Source organism: Erythrobacter litoralis HTCC2594 (genome assembly GCF_000013005.1).
GTDB lineage: Bacteria > Pseudomonadota > Alphaproteobacteria > Sphingomonadales > Sphingomonadaceae > Parerythrobacter > Parerythrobacter litoralis_A.
Genome location: NC_007722.1, coordinates 2,840,881 through 2,858,000, shown reverse-complemented (window position 1 = coordinate 2,858,000; position 17,120 = coordinate 2,840,881). Strand labels below are relative to the sequence as shown.

Annotated in this window: 18 protein-coding genes; 9 read left to right on the top strand and 9 right to left on the bottom strand. The window is 63.2% G+C overall.

The window, feature by feature from the left end:
• The first annotated feature begins 41 nt into the window (after positions 1-41).
• From ctrA to EL2594_RS13995, 4 genes are all read left to right on the top strand, one after another.
• Entirely contained in the window at positions 42-737 is a 696-nt protein-coding gene (ctrA, locus tag EL2594_RS14010) for a response regulator transcription factor CtrA (protein WP_011415760.1), read from the top strand.
• A gap of 225 nt (positions 738-962) precedes the next feature.
• The gene (locus tag EL2594_RS14005) at positions 963-2,090 is read left to right on the top strand and encodes a S41 family peptidase (RefSeq protein WP_011415759.1); all 1,128 of its coding nucleotides are present in this window, start codon (positions 963-965) and stop codon (positions 2,088-2,090) included.
• A 47-nt stretch (positions 2,091-2,137) separates the two neighbouring features.
• Entirely contained in the window at positions 2,138-2,839 is a 702-nt protein-coding gene (gene trmB, locus EL2594_RS14000) for a tRNA (guanine(46)-N(7))-methyltransferase TrmB (RefSeq protein ID WP_011415758.1), read from the top strand.
• Positions 2,840-2,908: 69 nt separating this feature from the next.
• Positions 2,909-3,403 carry a ferritin-like domain-containing protein gene (locus EL2594_RS13995; protein ID WP_011415757.1) on the top strand — a complete coding sequence of 165 codons (495 nt, stop codon included), beginning with the start codon at positions 2,909-2,911 and terminating at the stop codon, positions 3,401-3,403.
• On the opposite strand, the gene EL2594_RS13990 is transcribed toward EL2594_RS13995, so the two are convergent.
• Together EL2594_RS13990 and EL2594_RS13985 are read right to left on the bottom strand one after the other, a co-directional pair.
• Positions 3,400-4,539 carry an aminotransferase class V-fold PLP-dependent enzyme gene (locus EL2594_RS13990; RefSeq protein ID WP_011415756.1) on the bottom strand — a complete coding sequence of 380 codons (1,140 nt, stop codon included), beginning with the start codon at positions 4,537-4,539 and terminating at the stop codon, positions 3,400-3,402. The two genes, EL2594_RS13995 and EL2594_RS13990, sit on opposite strands and share 4 nt — an antisense overlap.
• Positions 4,540-4,549: 10 nt before the next feature.
• Positions 4,550-6,811 (bottom strand): NADP-dependent malic enzyme, encoded by a 2,262-nt coding sequence (locus tag EL2594_RS13985; protein ID WP_011415755.1) that lies wholly within the window; start codon positions 6,809-6,811, stop codon positions 4,550-4,552.
• A 114-nt stretch (positions 6,812-6,925) separates the two neighbouring features.
• On the opposite strand from EL2594_RS13985, the gene mutS reads away from it, so the two are divergent.
• From mutS to EL2594_RS13970, 3 genes are read left to right on the top strand one after another with little or no spacing between them, the layout of a single operon-like run.
• Complete coding sequence (mutS, locus tag EL2594_RS13980; protein WP_011415754.1) at positions 6,926-9,565, top strand: DNA mismatch repair protein MutS; 2,640 nt, start codon at positions 6,926-6,928, stop codon at positions 9,563-9,565.
• A gap of 36 nt (positions 9,566-9,601) precedes the next feature.
• Positions 9,602-9,952 carry a hypothetical protein gene (locus tag EL2594_RS13975; protein WP_155806070.1) on the top strand — a complete coding sequence of 117 codons (351 nt, stop codon included), beginning with the start codon at positions 9,602-9,604 and terminating at the stop codon, positions 9,950-9,952.
• A gap of 59 nt (positions 9,953-10,011) precedes the next feature.
• Positions 10,012-10,458, top strand: coding sequence for a YidH family protein (locus EL2594_RS13970; RefSeq protein ID WP_011415752.1), 447 nt, complete (start codon positions 10,012-10,014; stop codon positions 10,456-10,458).
• Here EL2594_RS13970 and EL2594_RS13965 read toward each other — a convergent pair.
• The 5 genes from EL2594_RS13965 to gluQRS all read right to left on the bottom strand — a co-directional run bounded on the left by EL2594_RS13965 (position 10,455) and on the right by gluQRS (position 13,550).
• A complete protein-coding gene (locus tag EL2594_RS13965; protein ID WP_011415751.1) occupies positions 10,455-10,826 on the bottom strand; it encodes a hypothetical protein in 372 nt (123 codons plus the stop codon). The two genes, EL2594_RS13970 and EL2594_RS13965, sit on opposite strands and share 4 nt — an antisense overlap.
• Positions 10,827-10,878: 52 nt before the next feature.
• Positions 10,879-11,748 carry a 3-hydroxyacyl-CoA dehydrogenase NAD-binding domain-containing protein gene (locus EL2594_RS13960; RefSeq protein WP_011415750.1) on the bottom strand — a complete coding sequence of 290 codons (870 nt, stop codon included), beginning with the start codon at positions 11,746-11,748 and terminating at the stop codon, positions 10,879-10,881.
• A 73-nt stretch (positions 11,749-11,821) separates the two neighbouring features.
• Entirely contained in the window at positions 11,822-12,391 is a 570-nt protein-coding gene (locus EL2594_RS13955; protein WP_011415749.1) for a cob(I)yrinic acid a,c-diamide adenosyltransferase, read from the bottom strand.
• A gap of 88 nt (positions 12,392-12,479) precedes the next feature.
• Entirely contained in the window at positions 12,480-12,710 is a 231-nt protein-coding gene (locus tag EL2594_RS13950) for an HIG1 domain-containing protein (RefSeq protein ID WP_011415748.1), read from the bottom strand.
• A 9-nt stretch (positions 12,711-12,719) separates the two neighbouring features.
• Positions 12,720-13,550, bottom strand: coding sequence for a tRNA glutamyl-Q(34) synthetase GluQRS (gene gluQRS / locus EL2594_RS13945; protein WP_011415747.1), 831 nt, complete (start codon positions 13,548-13,550; stop codon positions 12,720-12,722).
• Positions 13,551-13,655: 105 nt separating this feature from the next.
• Here gluQRS and EL2594_RS13940 point away from each other — a divergent pair, with 105 nt between their 5' ends.
• Together EL2594_RS13940 and EL2594_RS13935 are read left to right on the top strand one after the other, a co-directional pair.
• On the top strand, positions 13,656-14,264 hold the full coding sequence (locus EL2594_RS13940) for an HNH endonuclease (protein WP_041686117.1): 609 nt from the start codon (positions 13,656-13,658) through the stop codon (positions 14,262-14,264).
• A gap of 72 nt (positions 14,265-14,336) precedes the next feature.
• Positions 14,337-15,134 carry a type VI secretion system-associated protein TagO gene (locus EL2594_RS13935; RefSeq protein ID WP_081432330.1) on the top strand — a complete coding sequence of 266 codons (798 nt, stop codon included), beginning with the start codon at positions 14,337-14,339 and terminating at the stop codon, positions 15,132-15,134.
• On the opposite strand, the gene kynU is transcribed toward EL2594_RS13935, so the two are convergent.
• Together kynU and kynB are read right to left on the bottom strand one after the other, a co-directional pair.
• Entirely contained in the window at positions 15,131-16,480 is a 1,350-nt protein-coding gene (gene kynU / locus EL2594_RS13930) for a kynureninase (protein ID WP_011415744.1), read from the bottom strand. The two genes, EL2594_RS13935 and kynU, sit on opposite strands and share 4 nt — an antisense overlap.
• A complete protein-coding gene (gene kynB / locus EL2594_RS13925; RefSeq protein WP_011415743.1) occupies positions 16,470-17,120 on the bottom strand; it encodes an arylformamidase in 651 nt (216 codons plus the stop codon). The genes kynU and kynB overlap by 11 nt, the downstream gene beginning before the upstream one ends.

Genomic DNA, 17,120 nt, shown 5'->3' with positions numbered 1-17,120 from the left:
GCCCACTCGGGGGCGCAAATAAGGGCAAGGGGGAATACCCGATGCGTGTACTGCTGATCGAAGACGAGCCGACAACGGCAAAAGCCATCGAGCTGATGCTGACGACCGAAGGCTTCAATGTCTATTCGACCGACCTCGGTGAGGAAGGCCTCGATCTGGGCAAGCTGTATGATTACGATATCATCCTGCTCGACCTCAACCTGCCGGATATGCACGGCTACGATGTGCTCAAGAAGCTGCGCGTCGCCAAGGTGCAGACACCGGTCCTGATCCTTTCGGGCATTGCCGAAATGGACAGCAAGATCCGCTCGTTCGGCTTCGGTGCCGACGATTACGTGACCAAGCCGTTCCACCGCGAAGAGCTGGTCGCCCGCATCCACGCCGTGGTGCGCCGTTCGAAGGGCCACAGCCAGTCGATCATCCGCACCGGCAAGCTCGCCGTGAACCTGGACGCCAAGACCGTCGAAGTCGACGGCGCCCGCGTCCACCTGACCGGCAAGGAATATGCGATGCTCGAGCTGCTTTCGCTGCGCAAGGGCACGACGCTGACCAAGGAAATGTTCCTCAACCACCTTTACGGCGGGATGGACGAGCCGGAACTCAAGATCATCGACGTTTTCATCTGCAAGCTGCGCAAGAAATTGAGCCATGCATGCGGCGGCGAGAACTACATCGAAACCGTCTGGGGCCGCGGCTACGTGCTGCGCGATCCGGACGAACAGTCCGAAGCCGCGTAGTTCGATTTGCCTCAAGCGCCGGCGGGGCCATCCGGCCCCTCAGGCTTCCGCGCTAACCGCGCGGCGGCCCGTCGGCCTTGCGGATCGCAAGCGATCCGAACGGCACGCACCTGATACCAATCTCATAGTGGACGGGAATGAGCCCTCCGGCCTTGCGGTCGGGGGGTTTTCTCAATTGGTACGAATTCGCTTTGTGCGGGCGCGCTAAGCGACTAATTTCACGGCATGAAAATGCTCGCTGCGCGATGGGCCCGACTCGGTGCCGTTGCCGCGCTCGCCTTCCTCGCGGTTCCGGCCACGGTGCCTGCTTATGCGCAGGACCAGACCTCTTCCCGGCAAGTTGCCCATGAAGCGGATGTCGATTTCGTTCTCGATGTCCTGCGCCGCGATTACGCCGGTTGGCCGACCAAGATCGAAGGTCGGGAGGCGGAGTTCCAGCGCCAGATCGAACTGGCGAAAGAGCGGATCGTTCAAAATCCTGCTGCCCGGCTGTGGGCGATCGGCTTGTTGCTCGAATGGTTCGAAGATGACCATCTGGGAATTCGTTCCAATATCGTTTCGCCGGCAAATCCCTGGGCAGACCAAGGCAGGTCCGGCCGCGCTTTCGCATACTCTCCCGAACCCGGCGAAAGTTTCGCCTTCAAACGGCTTTCGGATAGAACGGTCCTTCTACGGGTGCCGAGTTTCCGAACCGAATATGCCGAAGGATTTGCCGCGCTGCTGGAAGAGCATCACGAGGCGATCGTCTCCACACCCAATCTGCTGATCGATTTGCGCGGTAACGAGGGCGGCTCGGACACGATGTACGAGCGGCTGATGAGTTATCTCTTTACCCGGCCGATCTACCAGATCGGTGTGGAATTGCGCGATACGCCGCGCAACCTGGCAGCCTTGCAGGCGAATGTCGCAAGCGGCGTCTATCCCGACGAAGTTCGCGGTTTCGTGGAGAATGTGCTGAGCCGGGCCGCGGCCAGCGATGCCGAGTGGATACCTCTGTCGGAGAGCGCGTTCGAGATCGTTACCTATCCCCAAAGCTACGATCTGCCGCGCCGTGTCGGCATCCTTACCGAAGGCGCCGGCTCGTCGGGCGATCAATTCGTCATGGATGCGCGTTTCAGCCGCAAGGTGACCCTGCTGGGCAGGCCGACTGCCGGCGTGATCGATTATTCCAACGTGATCACAGCATCCGCGCCGTCGGGCGATTTCGATCTGGCCTGGCCCATGACGCGTTCGATGCGCCTCCCGCACGAACCTATCGACACTGTCGGCGTGCCGGTCGATGTGCCCTATCCCGAGGGAGTGACCGACCAGATCGGTTGGGCCCAGGATTGGCTTGAAAGCCGCGCCGACTGAAAGACCGTCTGGACAGAAATCGGCCGCCCCTTTAGCGAGCCGAGCCCATGACAGCGTTCAAGCAAGGCGACCCGACCACGCTCAACCGGCTCTACGGGCGCAGCATCGGCAAGCCGCTGCGCACGCATCAACAGCACCTGGTCGACAATCTGCTGCCGCAAATCTCACCGCCAGCCGAAGGCCCGGTTACGGCCGAGCGGTTGTTCGGCGAGGACTGCCCGCTGCATTTCGAGATCGGCTTCGGCGGCGGGGAGCACCTGGTCTATCGCGCCGACCTGCTGCCCAATCATGGCTTCATCGGTGCCGAACCGTTTCTCAACGGCGTCGCCTCCTGCCTTTCACAGGTCGAGGAGCAGCGCCTTGCCAACATTCGCATCCATAATGGCGATGCGCTGGAAGTCCTCGATCGCGTGCCCGACGGCGCGCTGACCATGCTTTACCTGCTTCATCCCGACCCCTGGCCCAAGAACAAGCACGCCAAGCGGCGGATGATGAACGACGGGCCGGTGAAGATGTTCGCCGACAAGCTCAAGCCCGGCGGGGAATTCCGCTTCGGCACCGACCACCCGGTCTACCTTCGCCACGCGCTGATGGTGATGCGGCGGCACACCGATGCTTTCGAATGGGTCGTGGAAGGTCCTTCCGACTGGCAGAACCGTCCGAGCGGCTGGCCCGAAACGCGCTACGAACACAAGGCGCGGACCAAATTCGGCCATGAAGTCTGGTACTTCCGCTTCCGTCGGCGCTGAAGCGCGCATTCGGGAACGATCTATTGCGCCACTCGCTTGCACTCACGGGAGGCCGTGAGGAGACATGCCATGGCGACCGCCGATCTCGAATATCTCTATGCAGCGCTGCTGCAGGACATGGTCAGCGCCGACGAGCAATCGCTCGCACTGACCGAGCGGCTCCGCGATGCCGCGACAAGCGAAGATCTGCGCGATGCGCTGGAAGACGGCGTATGCGGTATCGGCGACGGGCTCGAAATTGCCCGGAAGCTGGCCGAAGCCCACCCGGCAGACGATGGCGAGTTCCAGTCCGACGGGATGGCGGGTCTGGTCACCGACACGCAGGAGCGCGTGTTCGAAACCGATTTCGCCAGCGGCTCCGCTCGCGATGCGGCCATCCTCGCGCAATATATGCACCTGACCTATTACGGGCTCGCCGGTTATCGGACGCTCGCCGCCATCGCCTCGCAGCTCGGCCATGCCGATGAAGCCGAAGACCTCCAGACCTGTTACGAAAATGCGCAGGACGGGCAGGACGACATGATCGGCCTGCTCGACGGCGAGGTGCTGGAAGACACCGCCTAGCAGCAGACCGCAAGAGTCTCGAGCAGCGCCGCGCAGTCGGCGTCGCTGGTATAGAGATGCGGCGTCACCCTGAGCGATGCGCCCCGCGCCGAGACATGGACCTGCCGTTCCGCCAGGCGATCCGTCAGACCGTCGGGCAGCCCGTCGGGAAATCCCAGCGACAGGAAGTGCGGTGCCCGGGTCCCCTGCGTCGCCGCCGTCAATCCCAGCGCTTTCGCTTCGCGCTCGATCGCTCCGGTTCGGGCAGCGAGTGCCTCCGCGATCGCCTCAATGCCGAATTCCAGCAGGAAATCGATTCCCGCACCGGCCCCTGCCAGCAGCGGCGGATTGGATTTCTCGCCCATATCGAAACGGCGCGCGCCGGGCTGGGAATCGTCCCGGTAGTCGACCAGCCGCGTAAAATCTTCCGAGCCGCCACGGTTGATCCAATTGTACTCCAAGGGAGTGCCGTTGTGATGCCATTCTGCGACGTAGAGCATGCCGATGCCATAGGGCCCCATCAGCCATTTGTAGCAGGCGGCGACCGCGAAATCGGGCTGCACCTTGGCGAAGTCAACCGGCATCGCGCCGAGCGATTGGGTCAAATCCAGCACCAGCGCCGCACCGTGTTCACGACATTTCGCGCCGACCCGTTCGAGATCGACCAGCCGCCCGTCGGCCCAGTGGCAATGCGGCACGGCGACGATCGCGGTGTCCGGACCGATCGCGTCGAGAACGGCGGCGGTCCAGCAGGCCTCTTCATCGCGCCGGGCCGCGACAACCTGTCCTCCCTCACGCGCGGCCAGTTCGCGCCAGACGTAGACGTTGGAGGGAAACTGGTCGGCCAGAGTGACGATCTGCTGCCCTTTTGCGAAGGGCAGATTCTTCGCTGCAATCGCCAGTGCGTAGCTGACCGAAGGGACGATCGCGATAGTGTCGGCGGACACCCCGGCCAGCCGCGCCGCGCGCTCGCGGAAGTTTTCGCACACGCTGAAAAAGTCGGCGGGGCGGAAATTCCACGGCGCCTGTTTGAGCCGCGCCGCTTCCTCCATGGCCGCCGTGACCTCGAAGGAGAGCGGCGCCATGTAGGCGTTGTTGAGGTAATGCACTTCCTCGGGAATCGCGAAACGGTGCCGCTGGTTCGGGATGTGCGACATGGGTTGCCGCTCAGCCCACCACCCCGGCCGCCGCGAGCACCGCCAGCGTCAGGACATCGGGCGCAATCGCGGTCATCGGGGCGATCTGGACCGGTTTTTCCATCCCGATCAGCATCGGGCCGATCGTGGCGTTGCCAGCCAGCTCGCGCAGCAGCTTTGCCGAGAGATTGGCCGATTGCAGGCCGGGCATGACCAGAACATTGGCCGGGCCGGAGAGGCGGCTGAACGGATAAAGTTCCATCACCTTGGGATTGAGCGCGGCGTCGGGCGCCATTTCGCCTTCATATTCGAAATTCACTTCCTCGCGGTCGAGGATGGCAACGGCGTCGCGGATGTTGCCGAGCCACTGCCCGCTGGGATTGCCGAAAGTCGAATAGCTGAGGAACGCGACCCGCGGCTCGTGCCCCATGCGGCGGGCGACCTGCGCGGTTTCCTTGGCGATATGCGCCAGCAGCTCGGCGCTCGGCCGCTCGTTGATGGTGGTATCGGCGAGGAAGGTCGTGTGGTTCTTGCCGATCATCATGTGGATGCCGAACGGTACCGAGCCGGGTTTGGGATCGAGCACACGGTTCACTTCGCGCGCAGTCTGCGAGAAGGTACGCGTGAGGCCGGAAATCATTGCATCTCCATGGCCGAGCGCGACCAGCAGCGCGGAAAAGACGTTGCGTTCCTGATTGACCATCCGGCGCACGTCACGTTCGGTATAGCCCTTGCGCTGCAGGCGCTTGTAGAGAAAATCGACCATCGCCGGGACGAAATCGGAATCGTTCGAGTTCTGGATCTCGAAACTGCCGGGATCGGACACCCCGAGCATGTGCAGTCGGTCCACGACATTCTTGGTCCGCCCGACGAGGATCGGCGTGCCATAACCGAAATCGCGGTACTGGATCGCCGCGCGCAGCACGACGTCCTCTTCCGCCTCTGCGAAGACCATGCGCGCCGGGTTGGCCTTGCATTCTTCGTATACCCGCGTGAGCGCCGACGTGGTCGGGTTGAGCCGCGCCTTCAGCGTGGTGCGGTATTCGTCGAAATCGGCGATGCTGTCCTGCGCGACGCCGGTGTCCATCGCCGCCTTGGCGACGGCAGAGGACACCACCTCCATCAGGCGCGGATCGAAAGGCGCCGGGATGATGTAGTCGGTGCCGAATTTGTGATTGATGCCATAGGCGGCGGCGACTTCCTCAGGCACGCGCTCGCGCGCGAGATCGGCGATGGCCTCGGCAGCGGCGACCTTCATTTCCTCGTTGATCGTTGTCGCCCGCACGTCGAGCGCGCCGCGAAAGATGAACGGGAAGCCGAGAACATTGTTGACCTGATTGGGAAAGTCGCTGCGGCCGGTGGCGATGATCGCATCGGGGCGGACCTTCTTGGCTTCGTCCGGCATGATCTCCGGCACGGGATTGGCCATGGCGAAAATGATCGGCTGATCGGCCATTTTCGTTACCCATTCGGGCTTCAATGCGCCCGCCGCCGACAGGCCGAGGAAAATGTCTGCCCCCACCAGCGCCTCTTCGAGGCTGCGCGCTTCGGTAGGCACGGCATGCGCGCTTTTCCACTGGTCGACATTCTCGCGTCCCGGATAGATCGGCCCCGCACGGTCGCACACGATGACGTTTTCGTGCGGGATGCCGATCGCCTTGATCAGTGCCGTGCAGGCGAGCGCCGAAGCCCCCGCCCCGTTCACCACCATGCGGCAATCTCTCAGCTCGCGGCCGGTTAGCTTGCAGGCATTGATGAGTCCGGCGGCGGCGATGATCGCGGTGCCGTGCTGGTCGTCATGCATGACGGGGATGTTCATGCGCTCGCGCAGGGCTTGCTCGATGATGAAGCATTCGGGCGCGGCGATGTCCTCGAGATTGATGCCGCCGAACGTCGGCTCCATCAGCGCTACCGCATTGATGAAGGCTTCCGGGTCTTCGGTGTCGAGCTCGATATCGATCGAGTCGACATCGGCGAAGCGCTTGAACAGCACCGCCTTGCCTTCCATCACCGGCTTGGATGCCAGCGCGCCGAGATTGCCGAGGCCGAGGATCGCGGTGCCGTTGGAGATTACCGCTACAAGGTTGGAGCGCGCGGTGTATTTGGCCGCGTTGGCCGGATCTTCCGCGATCGCTTCGACCGGTACCGCCACACCCGGCGAGTAGGCCAGGCTCAGGTCGCGCTGGGTCGCCATCGGTTTACTGGCGATGATCTCGATTTTACCGGGACGGATCGTCTCGTGGTAGAACAGCGCTTCGCGCGCGGTGAACCCGGTCGGTTTTTCTTCGGCCAAAGCTGGCTCTCCTCATGTTTGCCCGCGCGATACCCAATGCCTCCGCGCTGCGATAGGGGGAAAGCTGCCCGGGCCGCTTCCCGAATCGCTCCGCCCGCCGCTACGGCTTGGACGATGGCGGGCAAATCCACCCCGATGATGGAGCAATATCTGGCGCTCAAGGCCGAAGCTTCGGCGGGCGGCGACGATTGCCTGCTGTTCTACCGGATGGGGGATTTTTTCGAGCTGTTCTTCGAAGATGCCAAGGTCGCCTCCGGCATCCTCGACATCGCGCTGACCGCGCGCGGCAAGGACAGCGGGGAGCCGGTGCCGATGTGCGGCGTGCCGGTGCATTCGGCGGAAGGCTACCTCGCGCGGCTGATCAAGGCAGGGCAGCGGGTCGCCATTGCCGAGCAGGTCGAAACGCCCGAGGAAGCCAAGGCGCGCGCCAGGCGCGAGGGCAAGCCGGTGTCCAAGGTGCTGGTCAAGCGCGACATCGTGCGTTTCGTCACTGCCGGCACCTTGACCGAAGAGGCTCTGCTCGAACCGCGCCGCGCCAATGTGCTGGCGGCGGTGTGCGAGGTGCGCGGAACGCTCGGCATAGCCCATTGCGATATTTCGACCGGGCGAATGGAGCTGGAGGAATGTGCGCCCGACGCGATGGACGCAGCGCTGGCGCGGCTCGGTGCCAGCGAAGTGGTCGCGCCCGAGAACTGGGACGGAGCACCGGCCGACGCAACCCTGCGACCGCCAAGCGAGTTTGCCAGCGACGAAGGCGAGGCGCGCCTCAAGGCCATCCACGATGTTGCCACGCTCGACGGGTTCGGCGATTTTTCCCGCGCCATGCTGGCTGCTGCGGGCGGGCTCATCGGCTATCTCGACCATGCGGGGCGCGGTACGCTGCCCTTCCTGTTGCCGCCTGTCGTTGCGCGCGGCGAGGCCAAGCTGGCGATGGATGCGGCGACGCGCAGTTCGCTCGAAATCCTCGTCAGCCAACAGGACGCGCGCAGCGGCAGCCTGATTGCGGCGGTCGATCGCTGCGTGACAGGCGCAGGCGCGCGGCAACTGGCGGAAGATCTGGCGGCGCCTTTGACCGAGCGCGAACCCATCGAGCGACGGCTGGCGCTGGTGCACTTCTTCCACGCCGACCCGCTGCTGCGGGCGGACCTTCGCGAAGTCATGCGCGCTGTGCCCGATCTCGCCCGCGCGCTGGGGCGGATCGTCGCCGGACGCGGCAGCCCGCGCGATCTCGGCCAGATCCGCGACGGACTGGCCGAGGCGCGGCGCATCCGCGATTATCTTGCGAGCAAGCCCGATCGCCCTGCCCTGCTCGACGACTTGCTTCCCGCTATGGGCGGCCACGGCGCACTGGTCGATCACTTGCAGCGCGCGCTTGTCCCCGCCCCGCCGACCGCCCGCGAGCAGGGCGGCTATATCGCCGCCGGCTTCGACGCGGCGCTCGACGAATTGCGCGATGTGTCGGGCAATGCCCGCCGGGCCATTGCCGCGCTCGAAACCCGCTACCGCGGCGAAACCGGCATAGAACGACTCAAGATCAAGCATAATGGCGTGCTCGGTTATTTCATCGAAGTTCCCGCCAAGCATGCCGATGCGCTGATGGCGCCCGACAGCGGCTTCACCCATCGCCAGACCATGGCTGGCGCTGTACGCTTCAACTCGCTGCAATTGCACGAGGAAGCGAGCCGCATAAGCGAAGCGGGCGGACGTGCGCTCGCCGCAGAGGAAGCGCATTTCGAAGAGCTGGTGGCGACCGTTGGCGACGCGCGCGAAGCGATTGCGCGAACTGCCGATGCGTTGGCGCGAATCGACGTCGCGGCCGGACTTGCCGAGCGCGCCGCCGAGGGTGACTGGTGCAAGCCCGCGATCACCGACGAGCGCGTGCTCGATATCGTCGGCGGGCGTCACCCGGTGGTGGAGGCGGCGCTCAAACAGGCGGGCGACCGCTTCGTACCGAACGACTGCACGCTGTCCGGAAGCGACCGGCTGTGGTTGATCGGTGGCCCCAATATGGGCGGCAAGTCGACCTTCCTGCGCCAGAATGCGCTGATCGTTCTGCTGGCGCAGGCGGGCAGTTATGTTCCTGCGTCGACCGCCACCATCGGTCTGGTCGATCGCCTCTTCAGCCGCGTCGGCGCGTCGGACAATCTGGCGCGCGGCCGCTCGACCTTCATGGTCGAAATGGTCGAGACCGCCGCGATCCTTGCCCAGGCCTCCGACCGCAGCTTCGTCATCCTCGACGAAGTCGGACGCGGAACCTCGACCTATGACGGGCTCGCGCTCGCCTGGGCGGTGGTCGAGGCGGTGCACGAGACGATCCAGTGCCGCTGCCTGTTCGCCACGCACTACCATGAGCTCGCACGCCTCGCCGAGACCTGCGATTCGCTCTCGCTGCACCACGTGCGGGCGCGGGAATGGAAAGGCGACCTGGTGCTGCTGCACGAATTGGCGGAAGGGCCGGCAGACCGCAGCTACGGGCTCGCCGTCGCCAAGCTGGCGGGCGTGCCCGCGCCGGTCGTCAAGCGAGCCAGATCGGTGCTGGAGAAACTGGAGAAGGGGCGCGAGGAAACCGGCGGGCTGGCGGCCGGACTGGGCGAACTGCCGCTCTTTGCCGCCGCACTCGAAGAACGCCCAGAAAAGATCGGCGACAGCATGCGCGAAAAGCTGGCTGCGCTCGACATAGACGCGCTTTCACCGCGCGAAGCGCTCGACCTGCTTTATGCTCTCAAGACGGAAGCTTCTCAAACGGAAGATTAACCCCTCGCGGCCATACTGTCGCGCATGAAGGGTTACATGTTCCGCAGCCGTGGTGGCGCGCTGGCGTTCACAGGAATTACGCTGATCAGCGTAGCTACGCTCGTCGGCACCGAGGAAGAGGATGGCGCGCTGGCAGATTCGATCGCGCAGATCGAGCAGCAGGGCGCGCAGTTCCGCGATCAGGCCGGGGATCTGGAGCAATCCGCACCGGTTGAAACCGCACCCTCGCCCGAGCAGGTTCCGCAGCAGCCTGTGGCCACCGAATTCGTTCCCGACGATGAACTGATCGTCGATCCGACAGGCTTCGATCCCACACCCGACCCGGAAAGCCTGGTCGGAGTGGAGATCGTCCCGCTCGACCCGGACGCCGAAGACCCCACGGGGTAATCCGGACCCGAAGGCGCGATCATCCGTTATAGCTCCCGAACAGGGACCGAGAGGATGCGATGACCGCGACGAAACAATCCGCAGAACCGGGGTATAGTGCCGGGCGGGAAGCCAATGGTGACAGCAAGAGCGAAGCACTCGCCCAGGATCGCACCGACATGGCCGAAGACCGCACGATCATGGCTGTCGAGCGGACCTTCGCCGGATGGATGCGCACCGCTTTCGCATCGATCGCGATCGGGCTGGGTTTTCGCGCACTGTTCGGTGCTTTCGAGCCGCCCTATATAGCCAAGGGCATCGCCACCGGCTTTATACTGCTTGCCATCTGGATCGCCTGGAGCGCTCAGGCCAGGGCCAATGCGTCTTTCGACAAGATGCGCGACCATGCAGTCGACCGTCCCGAAAGGCGTTCGCTCAGATTGATCGCCGCGGCGGTCAGCGTCGGCGCGGCCATCCTGGTGGTCGGCCTATGGGTTCTTCACGACGGCAGCCTGTCGGGGCTCTAAGTTCCGTCTCCACGCAGGCCGTCGAGCTTGGACGGCTTGCCGTATTTGTCGACATTGTCGTCGTGGTTCGGCTCGCCCGCATAGGCCGACATGTCGACCGTATTGCCGCGGTCCATCTGTTTCATGTGATCGACAAGATCCTGCGCGTCGGGCGCGTTGAGCGCGCTTTCGACATGTTCGCTATTGGTGCCGAGGATCGTCGTCGCGCGCGTTTTGGCCTGATCGGCGACGGTCTGCGCCTGGTCATAGCCGTCAACCTGTTCGGCGTTCTCGTTCTCGGGCGCAAGAGCGTCGGTCTGGCGGCGCTCGCCGTCGAAACTGCTCGGGCGATCGGCGTCGCGCGGCTGCGGGTCGTTCTTGTCTGCCATCTCAAATCTCCTTTGCAAAGGAAACGGCTGGCAGGCTGCGCGGGTTCCGAGGTCAGCGAGTGGGAACGGGCGCGTCGCCGGAATAGTCGTAAAAGCCCTTGCCGGTCTTGCGACCGAGCCAGCCGGCCTCGACATATTTCACCAGCAGCGGCGCGGGGCGGTACTTGCTGTCGCCGGTGGTGTTGTAGAGGACCATGATGATGTCGAGGCAGGTGTCGAGCCCCACGAAATCGGCCAGTTCTAGCGGGCCCATGGGGTGGTTGAGGCCCAGGCGGCAACCCTTGTCGATATCGGCGATGCTGGCGGTCGACTGGCCAAGCACGAAAATCGCCTCGTTGATCATCGGCAGCAGGATGCGGTTGACGACAAAGCCCGGCTCATCCTGCGACAACACAACCTGCTTGCCCAAGCTTTCGGCGAAGGCGACGGTGCGTTCCTCGACATCCTTGGCCGTCGCAAGGCCCGGAATGACTTCGATCAGCCCCATGACCGGGACTGGATTGAAGAAATGCAGGCCGATGAAGCGTTCCGGATCGCTCGAATAGTTCGCCATCCGCGTGATCGGGATAGAGCTGGTGTTGGAAGCCATGATCGCATTGTCGCCCAGCACTTCGCTGGCCTTTTCGAAGATAGCCTTCTTGATCTCTTCCTTCTCGGTTGCCGCCTCGATAATCATGTCGGCCTCCGCCATCGGCGCATAGTCGGCGACGGGCGTGATGCGCGCGAGTGCTTTTTCCGCCTCGTCGGCTTCGATCTTGCCGCGCCCGACCAGTTTGACCAGCGCCTGCTCGATGCCCGCTTTGGATTTCTCGGCTACCTCCAGCGATACGTCGGCCAACAGCACATTCATCGAGTGCCGGGCACTCGTCTGGGAAATGCCCGAGCCCATCTGGCCCGCGCCGATAACGCCGATCGTCTTCATGAAAATGCGCTTTCTCTTCGCAGTTGCAGCAAAGCGCGCCTGTTAGCGAGGGCGTACTCGGCTGGCCAGATGTTTATCGGTTGGCGCCGGGCACCCAATTGACGTCCGTCTTGCCATCGTCGTTCGCCACGCGCGCAAGCACAAACAGAAGGTCCGACAGCCGGTTGATGTAGGCGAGCGCCGCAGGATTGACCGGCTCGCTTTGCGCCAGTGCCGCCATCGCGCGCTCGGCGGCCCGCGTAGTCGCCCGCGCGACATGCAGCCGCGCTGCCGCCTCGGTCCCGCCGGGCAGGACGAAGCTCGCGAGCGGCTCCAGCCGCTCGTTGAGCGCATCGATCCTTTGCTCGATCCAGTCGACCTGCTCGGGCACCATGCGCAAGGTCATCTCGCCCGGCTCGAAATCTTCACCCGGCGTGGCAAGGTCCGCCCCGAGGTCGAACAGATCGTTCTGAATTCGAAAGAGCATCGGCGCGTGATCACTGCGCTCCAGCGAGACCGCTGCCAGCCCGATTGCCGAATTGGCCTCGTCAACCACACCGATGGCGGTCATCCGCACATCGTGCTTGGCGCGGCGCGATCCATCGACAAGACCCGTCGTCCCGTCATCTCCGGTGCGCGTGTAGATTTTATTGAGCCTGACCATCACTCGTCATCCCGGCACAGGTTGGGTTCTCCCTCATCTCGGTCGTCCGATGCTGGAAAACATACCAGCGTCCGCTGGTATGAGCGGATCAGCGCGAAACCGCCAGCAGGATCGCGACCACCACGATCGCCAGCGCCTGGTATTTAACGCGGTTGAACATCATCTTGTTCTGCAGGGCCTGCATCTCGGTCGAGGTCTGGCTCTCCCCGCTTTCCAAGTCGACCTTGGTCGTCTGGAGGAAAGCTATGATGCCTCGAACGAGCGAGTAAAGGACCAGAACCATCAGGATCGCGAGGGCGGCTATGAGTATATAGGTCATGTCAGGTATCTAGGCACTCCCAAGCTCTATACCAGACGGCCAATGGTCTATGCGGAGTCTATCGGCCCAATCGCGACCATTCTCGCCCGACCGGCGATAATCCGCAAGCGCCTTCGAACCGCGGGTCTTGGCGAGTTTTTTGCCGGATTCGTCGAGCAGGAGCGGATGGTGGTGCCAGCGCGGCACGGGCAGGTCGAGCAGGTGCTGGAGCAGACGGTGGATATGGCTGGCGAAGAACAGGTCCTGCCCGCGCGTAACCAGAGTGACCCCGTCGGCGGCATCGTCGAGCGTGGCCGCCAGGTGATAGCTTGCGGGCAGGTCTTTCCGCACCAGCACCACATCGCCGAACTGGCGCGGGTCTGCCGTCTGCAGCCCAGCCAAGGCATCGTCCCAACGAACCTCGCCGACCGATAGCAGCGCCTTGTCGGTATCGAGGCGCAGGGCGGCGGGCTTTTCGGGATCGAGCAAGCGCCCCTTGCAGGTGCCCGGATAGACGAACCCTTCCGGCCCCGTCCTCGGCTCGAGCGCTTCGATCTCCTTGCGGGTGCAGGTGCAGGGGTAGAGCAAGCCTTGGTCCAGCAGCCGGTCGACTGCCGACTGGTAGCTTTCCAGCCGCGTCGATTGCGCCGGGACCTCTTCCCACTCCAGTCCGAGCCATTCGAGGTCGCGTCGGAACTCGTCGGCCAGCTCGGGCCGGGTGCGCGGGCCGTCGATGTCTTCGATTCGCAAAAGAAACTTGCCGCCGGCCTGCGTCGCCAGGTCATGCGCCACGATGGCGGAATAGGCATGGCCCCAGTGCAGCGGGCCATTGGGGCTCGGGGCGAAGCGCGTCACGATCACACCGGAGACCTAGCGCGCGGGACAACCCTGTGGAAAGCCTGCGTGTAACCGTCTTGACGCTTTTCCGCGCAAATGCACATTCGAAGCCAAGTCGGGGAGAGCGAATTGTTCAAGGCCGAGTTGATCGAAAGAGTCGCTGCTTTCCGCAGTGCAGAGGAAGACCCGACGCGAAGTCTGGAGTCCTGTCCCTCGCTCGTGCTCAATGCGGATTACACGCCGCTATCCTATTATCCGCTCAGCCTGTGGCCGTGGCAGACCGCGATCAAGGCGGTGTTCCTCGACCGGGTCGACATCATCGAGAGCTATGACCGCGAGGTCCATTCGCCCAATCTCGACATGAAGATCCCCAGCGTGATCGCGCTGCGCGACTATGTGAAGCCGAGCGAATTTCCTGCCTTCACCCGCTTCAACCTGTTCCTGCGCGATCGCTTCAATTGCCAGTATTGCGGCGGACGGCAGAACCTCACCTTCGACCACGTCAATCCCCGCCGCCAGGGCGGCAAGACGACGTGGGAGAACATCGCCACCGCCTGCGCACCGTGCAACATGAAGAAAGGCGGCCGGACGCCAAAGGAGGCGCATATGCACCTCCACACCCAGCCGATCCGCCCGACGCACTGGCAGCTGCAGCAATACGGGAAGCAATTCCCGCCGAATTACCTGCACGAGACGTGGCGGGATTGGCTCTATTGGGATGTTGAGCTGGAAGCTTGAGCCCAGACTTCTCGCTCTCCTATTGATTCTATAGTGTTCTCTAAATAACGCTAGCTGCCTTCGGGGGTAATCATGCGTTTTCGAAATCTTATTTGGCTTGCCTTTTTGGTACTAACTGCATGCAGCAACGCAGCCGAAGACGCTGTTCGTGGTCAATTGATTGATCCATCGTCTGCCGAATTCAAGGAGGTGAAACGCTGCCCAGGAGATCGTGAGGTTTGGCAGGGTGAGGTCAACGGCAAAAACAGAATGGGAGCCTACACAGGGTTCAAGCCATTCTTTTTCGATGGGATTTCGGTTGCATTCGCAGGCCAAACTGAGTTCAGCACCCTGATGGATCGCTGTTACTCGAACCTCAGGGACTCCGAGTCTTTAGAGGTTGGCTCTGACATGTCGACCGTTGATGAGTTCGATGAATCGGGAACGAAGTGGTCAGTTAGCGCCGATACAAATCCTCTTGACGATAGCAAGACGGTCGTCGCTTCTCTGGCAGCCGACGAAGGTGCTGCGAGATTCAATGGGCCTGTCAGGCTTGTTGCGCGATGCCAGTCAAATCAAACGGAGGCTTACGCTATTTGGGGTGAATATCTCGGCGACGATAGTGGTAGCGTCTATTCTGAATTCAAGAATGTCTTGGTACGGATTGGCGACAAAGACGCTATTACTCAGCGCTGGGATATTTCGACAGATAAGGAGGCAACCTTCGCTCCATCGGCAATCAACTTTCTGCGAGAATTAGCCGATTCAAAGCGGCTCGTTCTTCAGACTGTGCCCTATAATGAAGCGCCTATGACCGCTATTTTCGACACTACTGGCGCCCGCCAGGCATTCCAGGAATTATCTGAAACCTGCGGTTGGAAAATCGACTAAGTCACCGCCGCACGCTGCTTGAACTCGGCCGTATCCCACGCACCTTTCGCCAGAATATCCGCCAATTCCTCCGCCGTGCGCGCCATGTCTTTGAAGCGTAGGTAGGCCGGCGCGAAGCCGAGGCGCAGGATATCGGGAGCGCGGAAGTCGCCGATGATGCCGCGGGCGATCAGGGCCTGGCACAGGGCGTAGGCTTCTTGGTGGCGGAAGGAGAGTTGGCTGCCGCGCTGCATCGGGTCGATCGGGCTGACAAGCGCCAAACTCCCCCTCTCCTTCAGGGGAGGGGGTTCGGGGGCGGGGGCGTCACGTGCCGAAGTTTCCGTCTGGGCATCCCCCACGCCCTCCGCCGCTTCGCGGCTCCTCCCTCTCCCCTGAAGGAGAGAGGGCGTATTGATGACACCCGCTTCTGCCAGACATTCCAGCAAGAACTCGCTGAGCGCGCGGGACTTGGCCCAGAGGTGATCGACGCCGATCTCGGCGATCAGGTCCACGCCCACTTCCAGCGCGCTGACCGACAGGATCGGCGCGGTGCCGCACAGCAGGCGATCGACGCCCGGTGCGGGGCTGTAGTCGTCCGTAAAGGCAAACGGCGCGGCGTGGCCCATCCAGCCGGAGAGCGGCTGTTCGAGCGCCTCGTGATGCCGCTCAGCGACGAAGGCGTAGGCCGGGGCGCCGGGTCCGCCGTTCAGATATTTGTAGCCGCAACCGACCGCAAAATCCGCCCCGCACCCGTTCAGATCGACCGGCAGCGCGCCGCCGGTATGCGACAGGTCCCACAACACCAGCGCGCCTGCGTCATGCGCGGCCTCAGTCAGCGCCGCCATGTCGAACATCGCGCCGGACTTGTAATGCACATGGGTCAGCAGCAGGAGCGCCACGTCCTCATCCAGCGCGTCTATGATCGCCTCGCGCTCGGCCAGTCGCTGGGTGGCGAGGCCCTGACTTTCCAACCCCTGGATCATGTAAAGATCGGTCGGGAAATTGCCCGGTTCGCTGAGGATCACCTTTCTGCCGGGCCGCATCTTCAACGCGGCGCTGATGAGCTTGAACAGGTTCACCGAAACGCTGTCGGCGACGATTACCTCATGCGGATGCGCCCCGATCAGCGGCGCGATCTTGCCGCCAACGCGCTGCGGCAGGGTGATCCAGTCGGCATCGTTCCAGCTTCGGATCAGCCCCTTGCCCCATTCGCCGCGCATGACCTGCTCCAGCCGCGCAGGCGTCGCCTTGGGCAGCGCGCCGAGGGAATTGCCATCGAGATAGATTACGCCTTCCGGAATTTCGAAGCGGTCGCGAAAATGCGCCAGCTCGTCCGCCGCATCGAGTTCGCGCGCTTTATCCAGCATCGGGCAACTCCCGCAGGATCGCCCGGCACAGCCCGGCATCGCCGTCGACAATCTTGAGCGGCAGCGCAAGCAGCTCATACCGTCCCTCCGGCACGTCATCGAGCACCAGCCCTTCGAGGATGCGCATGTCGTGTTTCAGCACTGCCTTGTGCGCGCTCATGGTCTTGGACTCCTGCGGATCGACCGAAGGCGCATCGGTGCCGATCAGCTTGACGCCCTGGAGTGCCAGCCACTCCACCGTCTCCGCCGCGATCGGCAGCCAGTCGCTGCGCCATTCGTCGTGCGGAAAGGAATCCCACTGGCGGAACAGCACCCGGTCAGCGCTTTCGATATGCGGCAGGTCGGCGACGTCGATCTCGCCGCTCACGCCGCGTGCATCGACCACCAGGCATTCGCCGATATAGGAGTCGAGCTCCATGCTAGCCGCGTCAAGCCCGTCCTCGGCATAATGCAGTGGGGCATCGCCGTGCGTCCCCGAATGCGTGCTCATGGTCATCCTGCCGACATTGACCGGCGAGCCTTCGTCCATTCGCCACGTCCGCTCGAACCCGAACTCGGTATCGCCGGGCCATATCGGAAGACCGGGGCGCAGCGTCTGCGAAATATCCCAGATGCGCCGTTGCGATTTCCAGCTGCTCAT

Excerpts from the sequence above, each read along its gene's own strand:
- EL2594_RS13995 (WP_011415757.1), top strand. The coding sequence starts at position 2,909 with ATGGCGACCGCCGATCTCGAATATCTCTATGCAGCGCTGCTGCAGGAC.
- EL2594_RS13950 (WP_011415748.1), bottom strand. The coding sequence starts at position 12,710 with ATGACCTATATACTCATAGCCGCCCTCGCGATCCTGATGGTTCTGGTC.
- EL2594_RS13975 (WP_155806070.1), top strand. The coding sequence starts at position 9,602 with ATGTTCCGCAGCCGTGGTGGCGCGCTGGCGTTCACAGGAATTACGCTG.
- EL2594_RS13935 (WP_081432330.1), top strand. The coding sequence starts at position 14,337 with ATGCGTTTTCGAAATCTTATTTGGCTTGCCTTTTTGGTACTAACTGCA.
- EL2594_RS13970 (WP_011415752.1), top strand. The coding sequence starts at position 10,012 with ATGACCGCGACGAAACAATCCGCAGAACCGGGGTATAGTGCCGGGCGG.
- EL2594_RS14005 (WP_011415759.1), top strand. The coding sequence starts at position 963 with ATGAAAATGCTCGCTGCGCGATGGGCCCGACTCGGTGCCGTTGCCGCG.
- kynU (WP_011415744.1), bottom strand. The coding sequence starts at position 16,480 with ATGCTGGATAAAGCGCGCGAACTCGATGCGGCGGACGAGCTGGCGCAT.
- EL2594_RS13990 (WP_011415756.1), bottom strand. The coding sequence starts at position 4,539 with ATGTCGCACATCCCGAACCAGCGGCACCGTTTCGCGATTCCCGAGGAA.
- trmB (WP_011415758.1), top strand. The coding sequence starts at position 2,138 with ATGACAGCGTTCAAGCAAGGCGACCCGACCACGCTCAACCGGCTCTAC.
- mutS (WP_011415754.1), top strand. The coding sequence starts at position 6,926 with ATGGCGGGCAAATCCACCCCGATGATGGAGCAATATCTGGCGCTCAAG.
- EL2594_RS13960 (WP_011415750.1), bottom strand. The coding sequence starts at position 11,748 with ATGAAGACGATCGGCGTTATCGGCGCGGGCCAGATGGGCTCGGGCATT.
- kynB (WP_011415743.1), bottom strand. The coding sequence starts at position 17,120 with ATGAGCAGCTGGAAATCGCAACGGCGCATCTGGGATATTTCGCAGACG.
- EL2594_RS13965 (WP_011415751.1), bottom strand. The coding sequence starts at position 10,826 with ATGGCAGACAAGAACGACCCGCAGCCGCGCGACGCCGATCGCCCGAGC.
- EL2594_RS13955 (WP_011415749.1), bottom strand. The coding sequence starts at position 12,391 with ATGGTCAGGCTCAATAAAATCTACACGCGCACCGGAGATGACGGGACG.
- ctrA (WP_011415760.1), top strand. The coding sequence starts at position 42 with ATGCGTGTACTGCTGATCGAAGACGAGCCGACAACGGCAAAAGCCATC.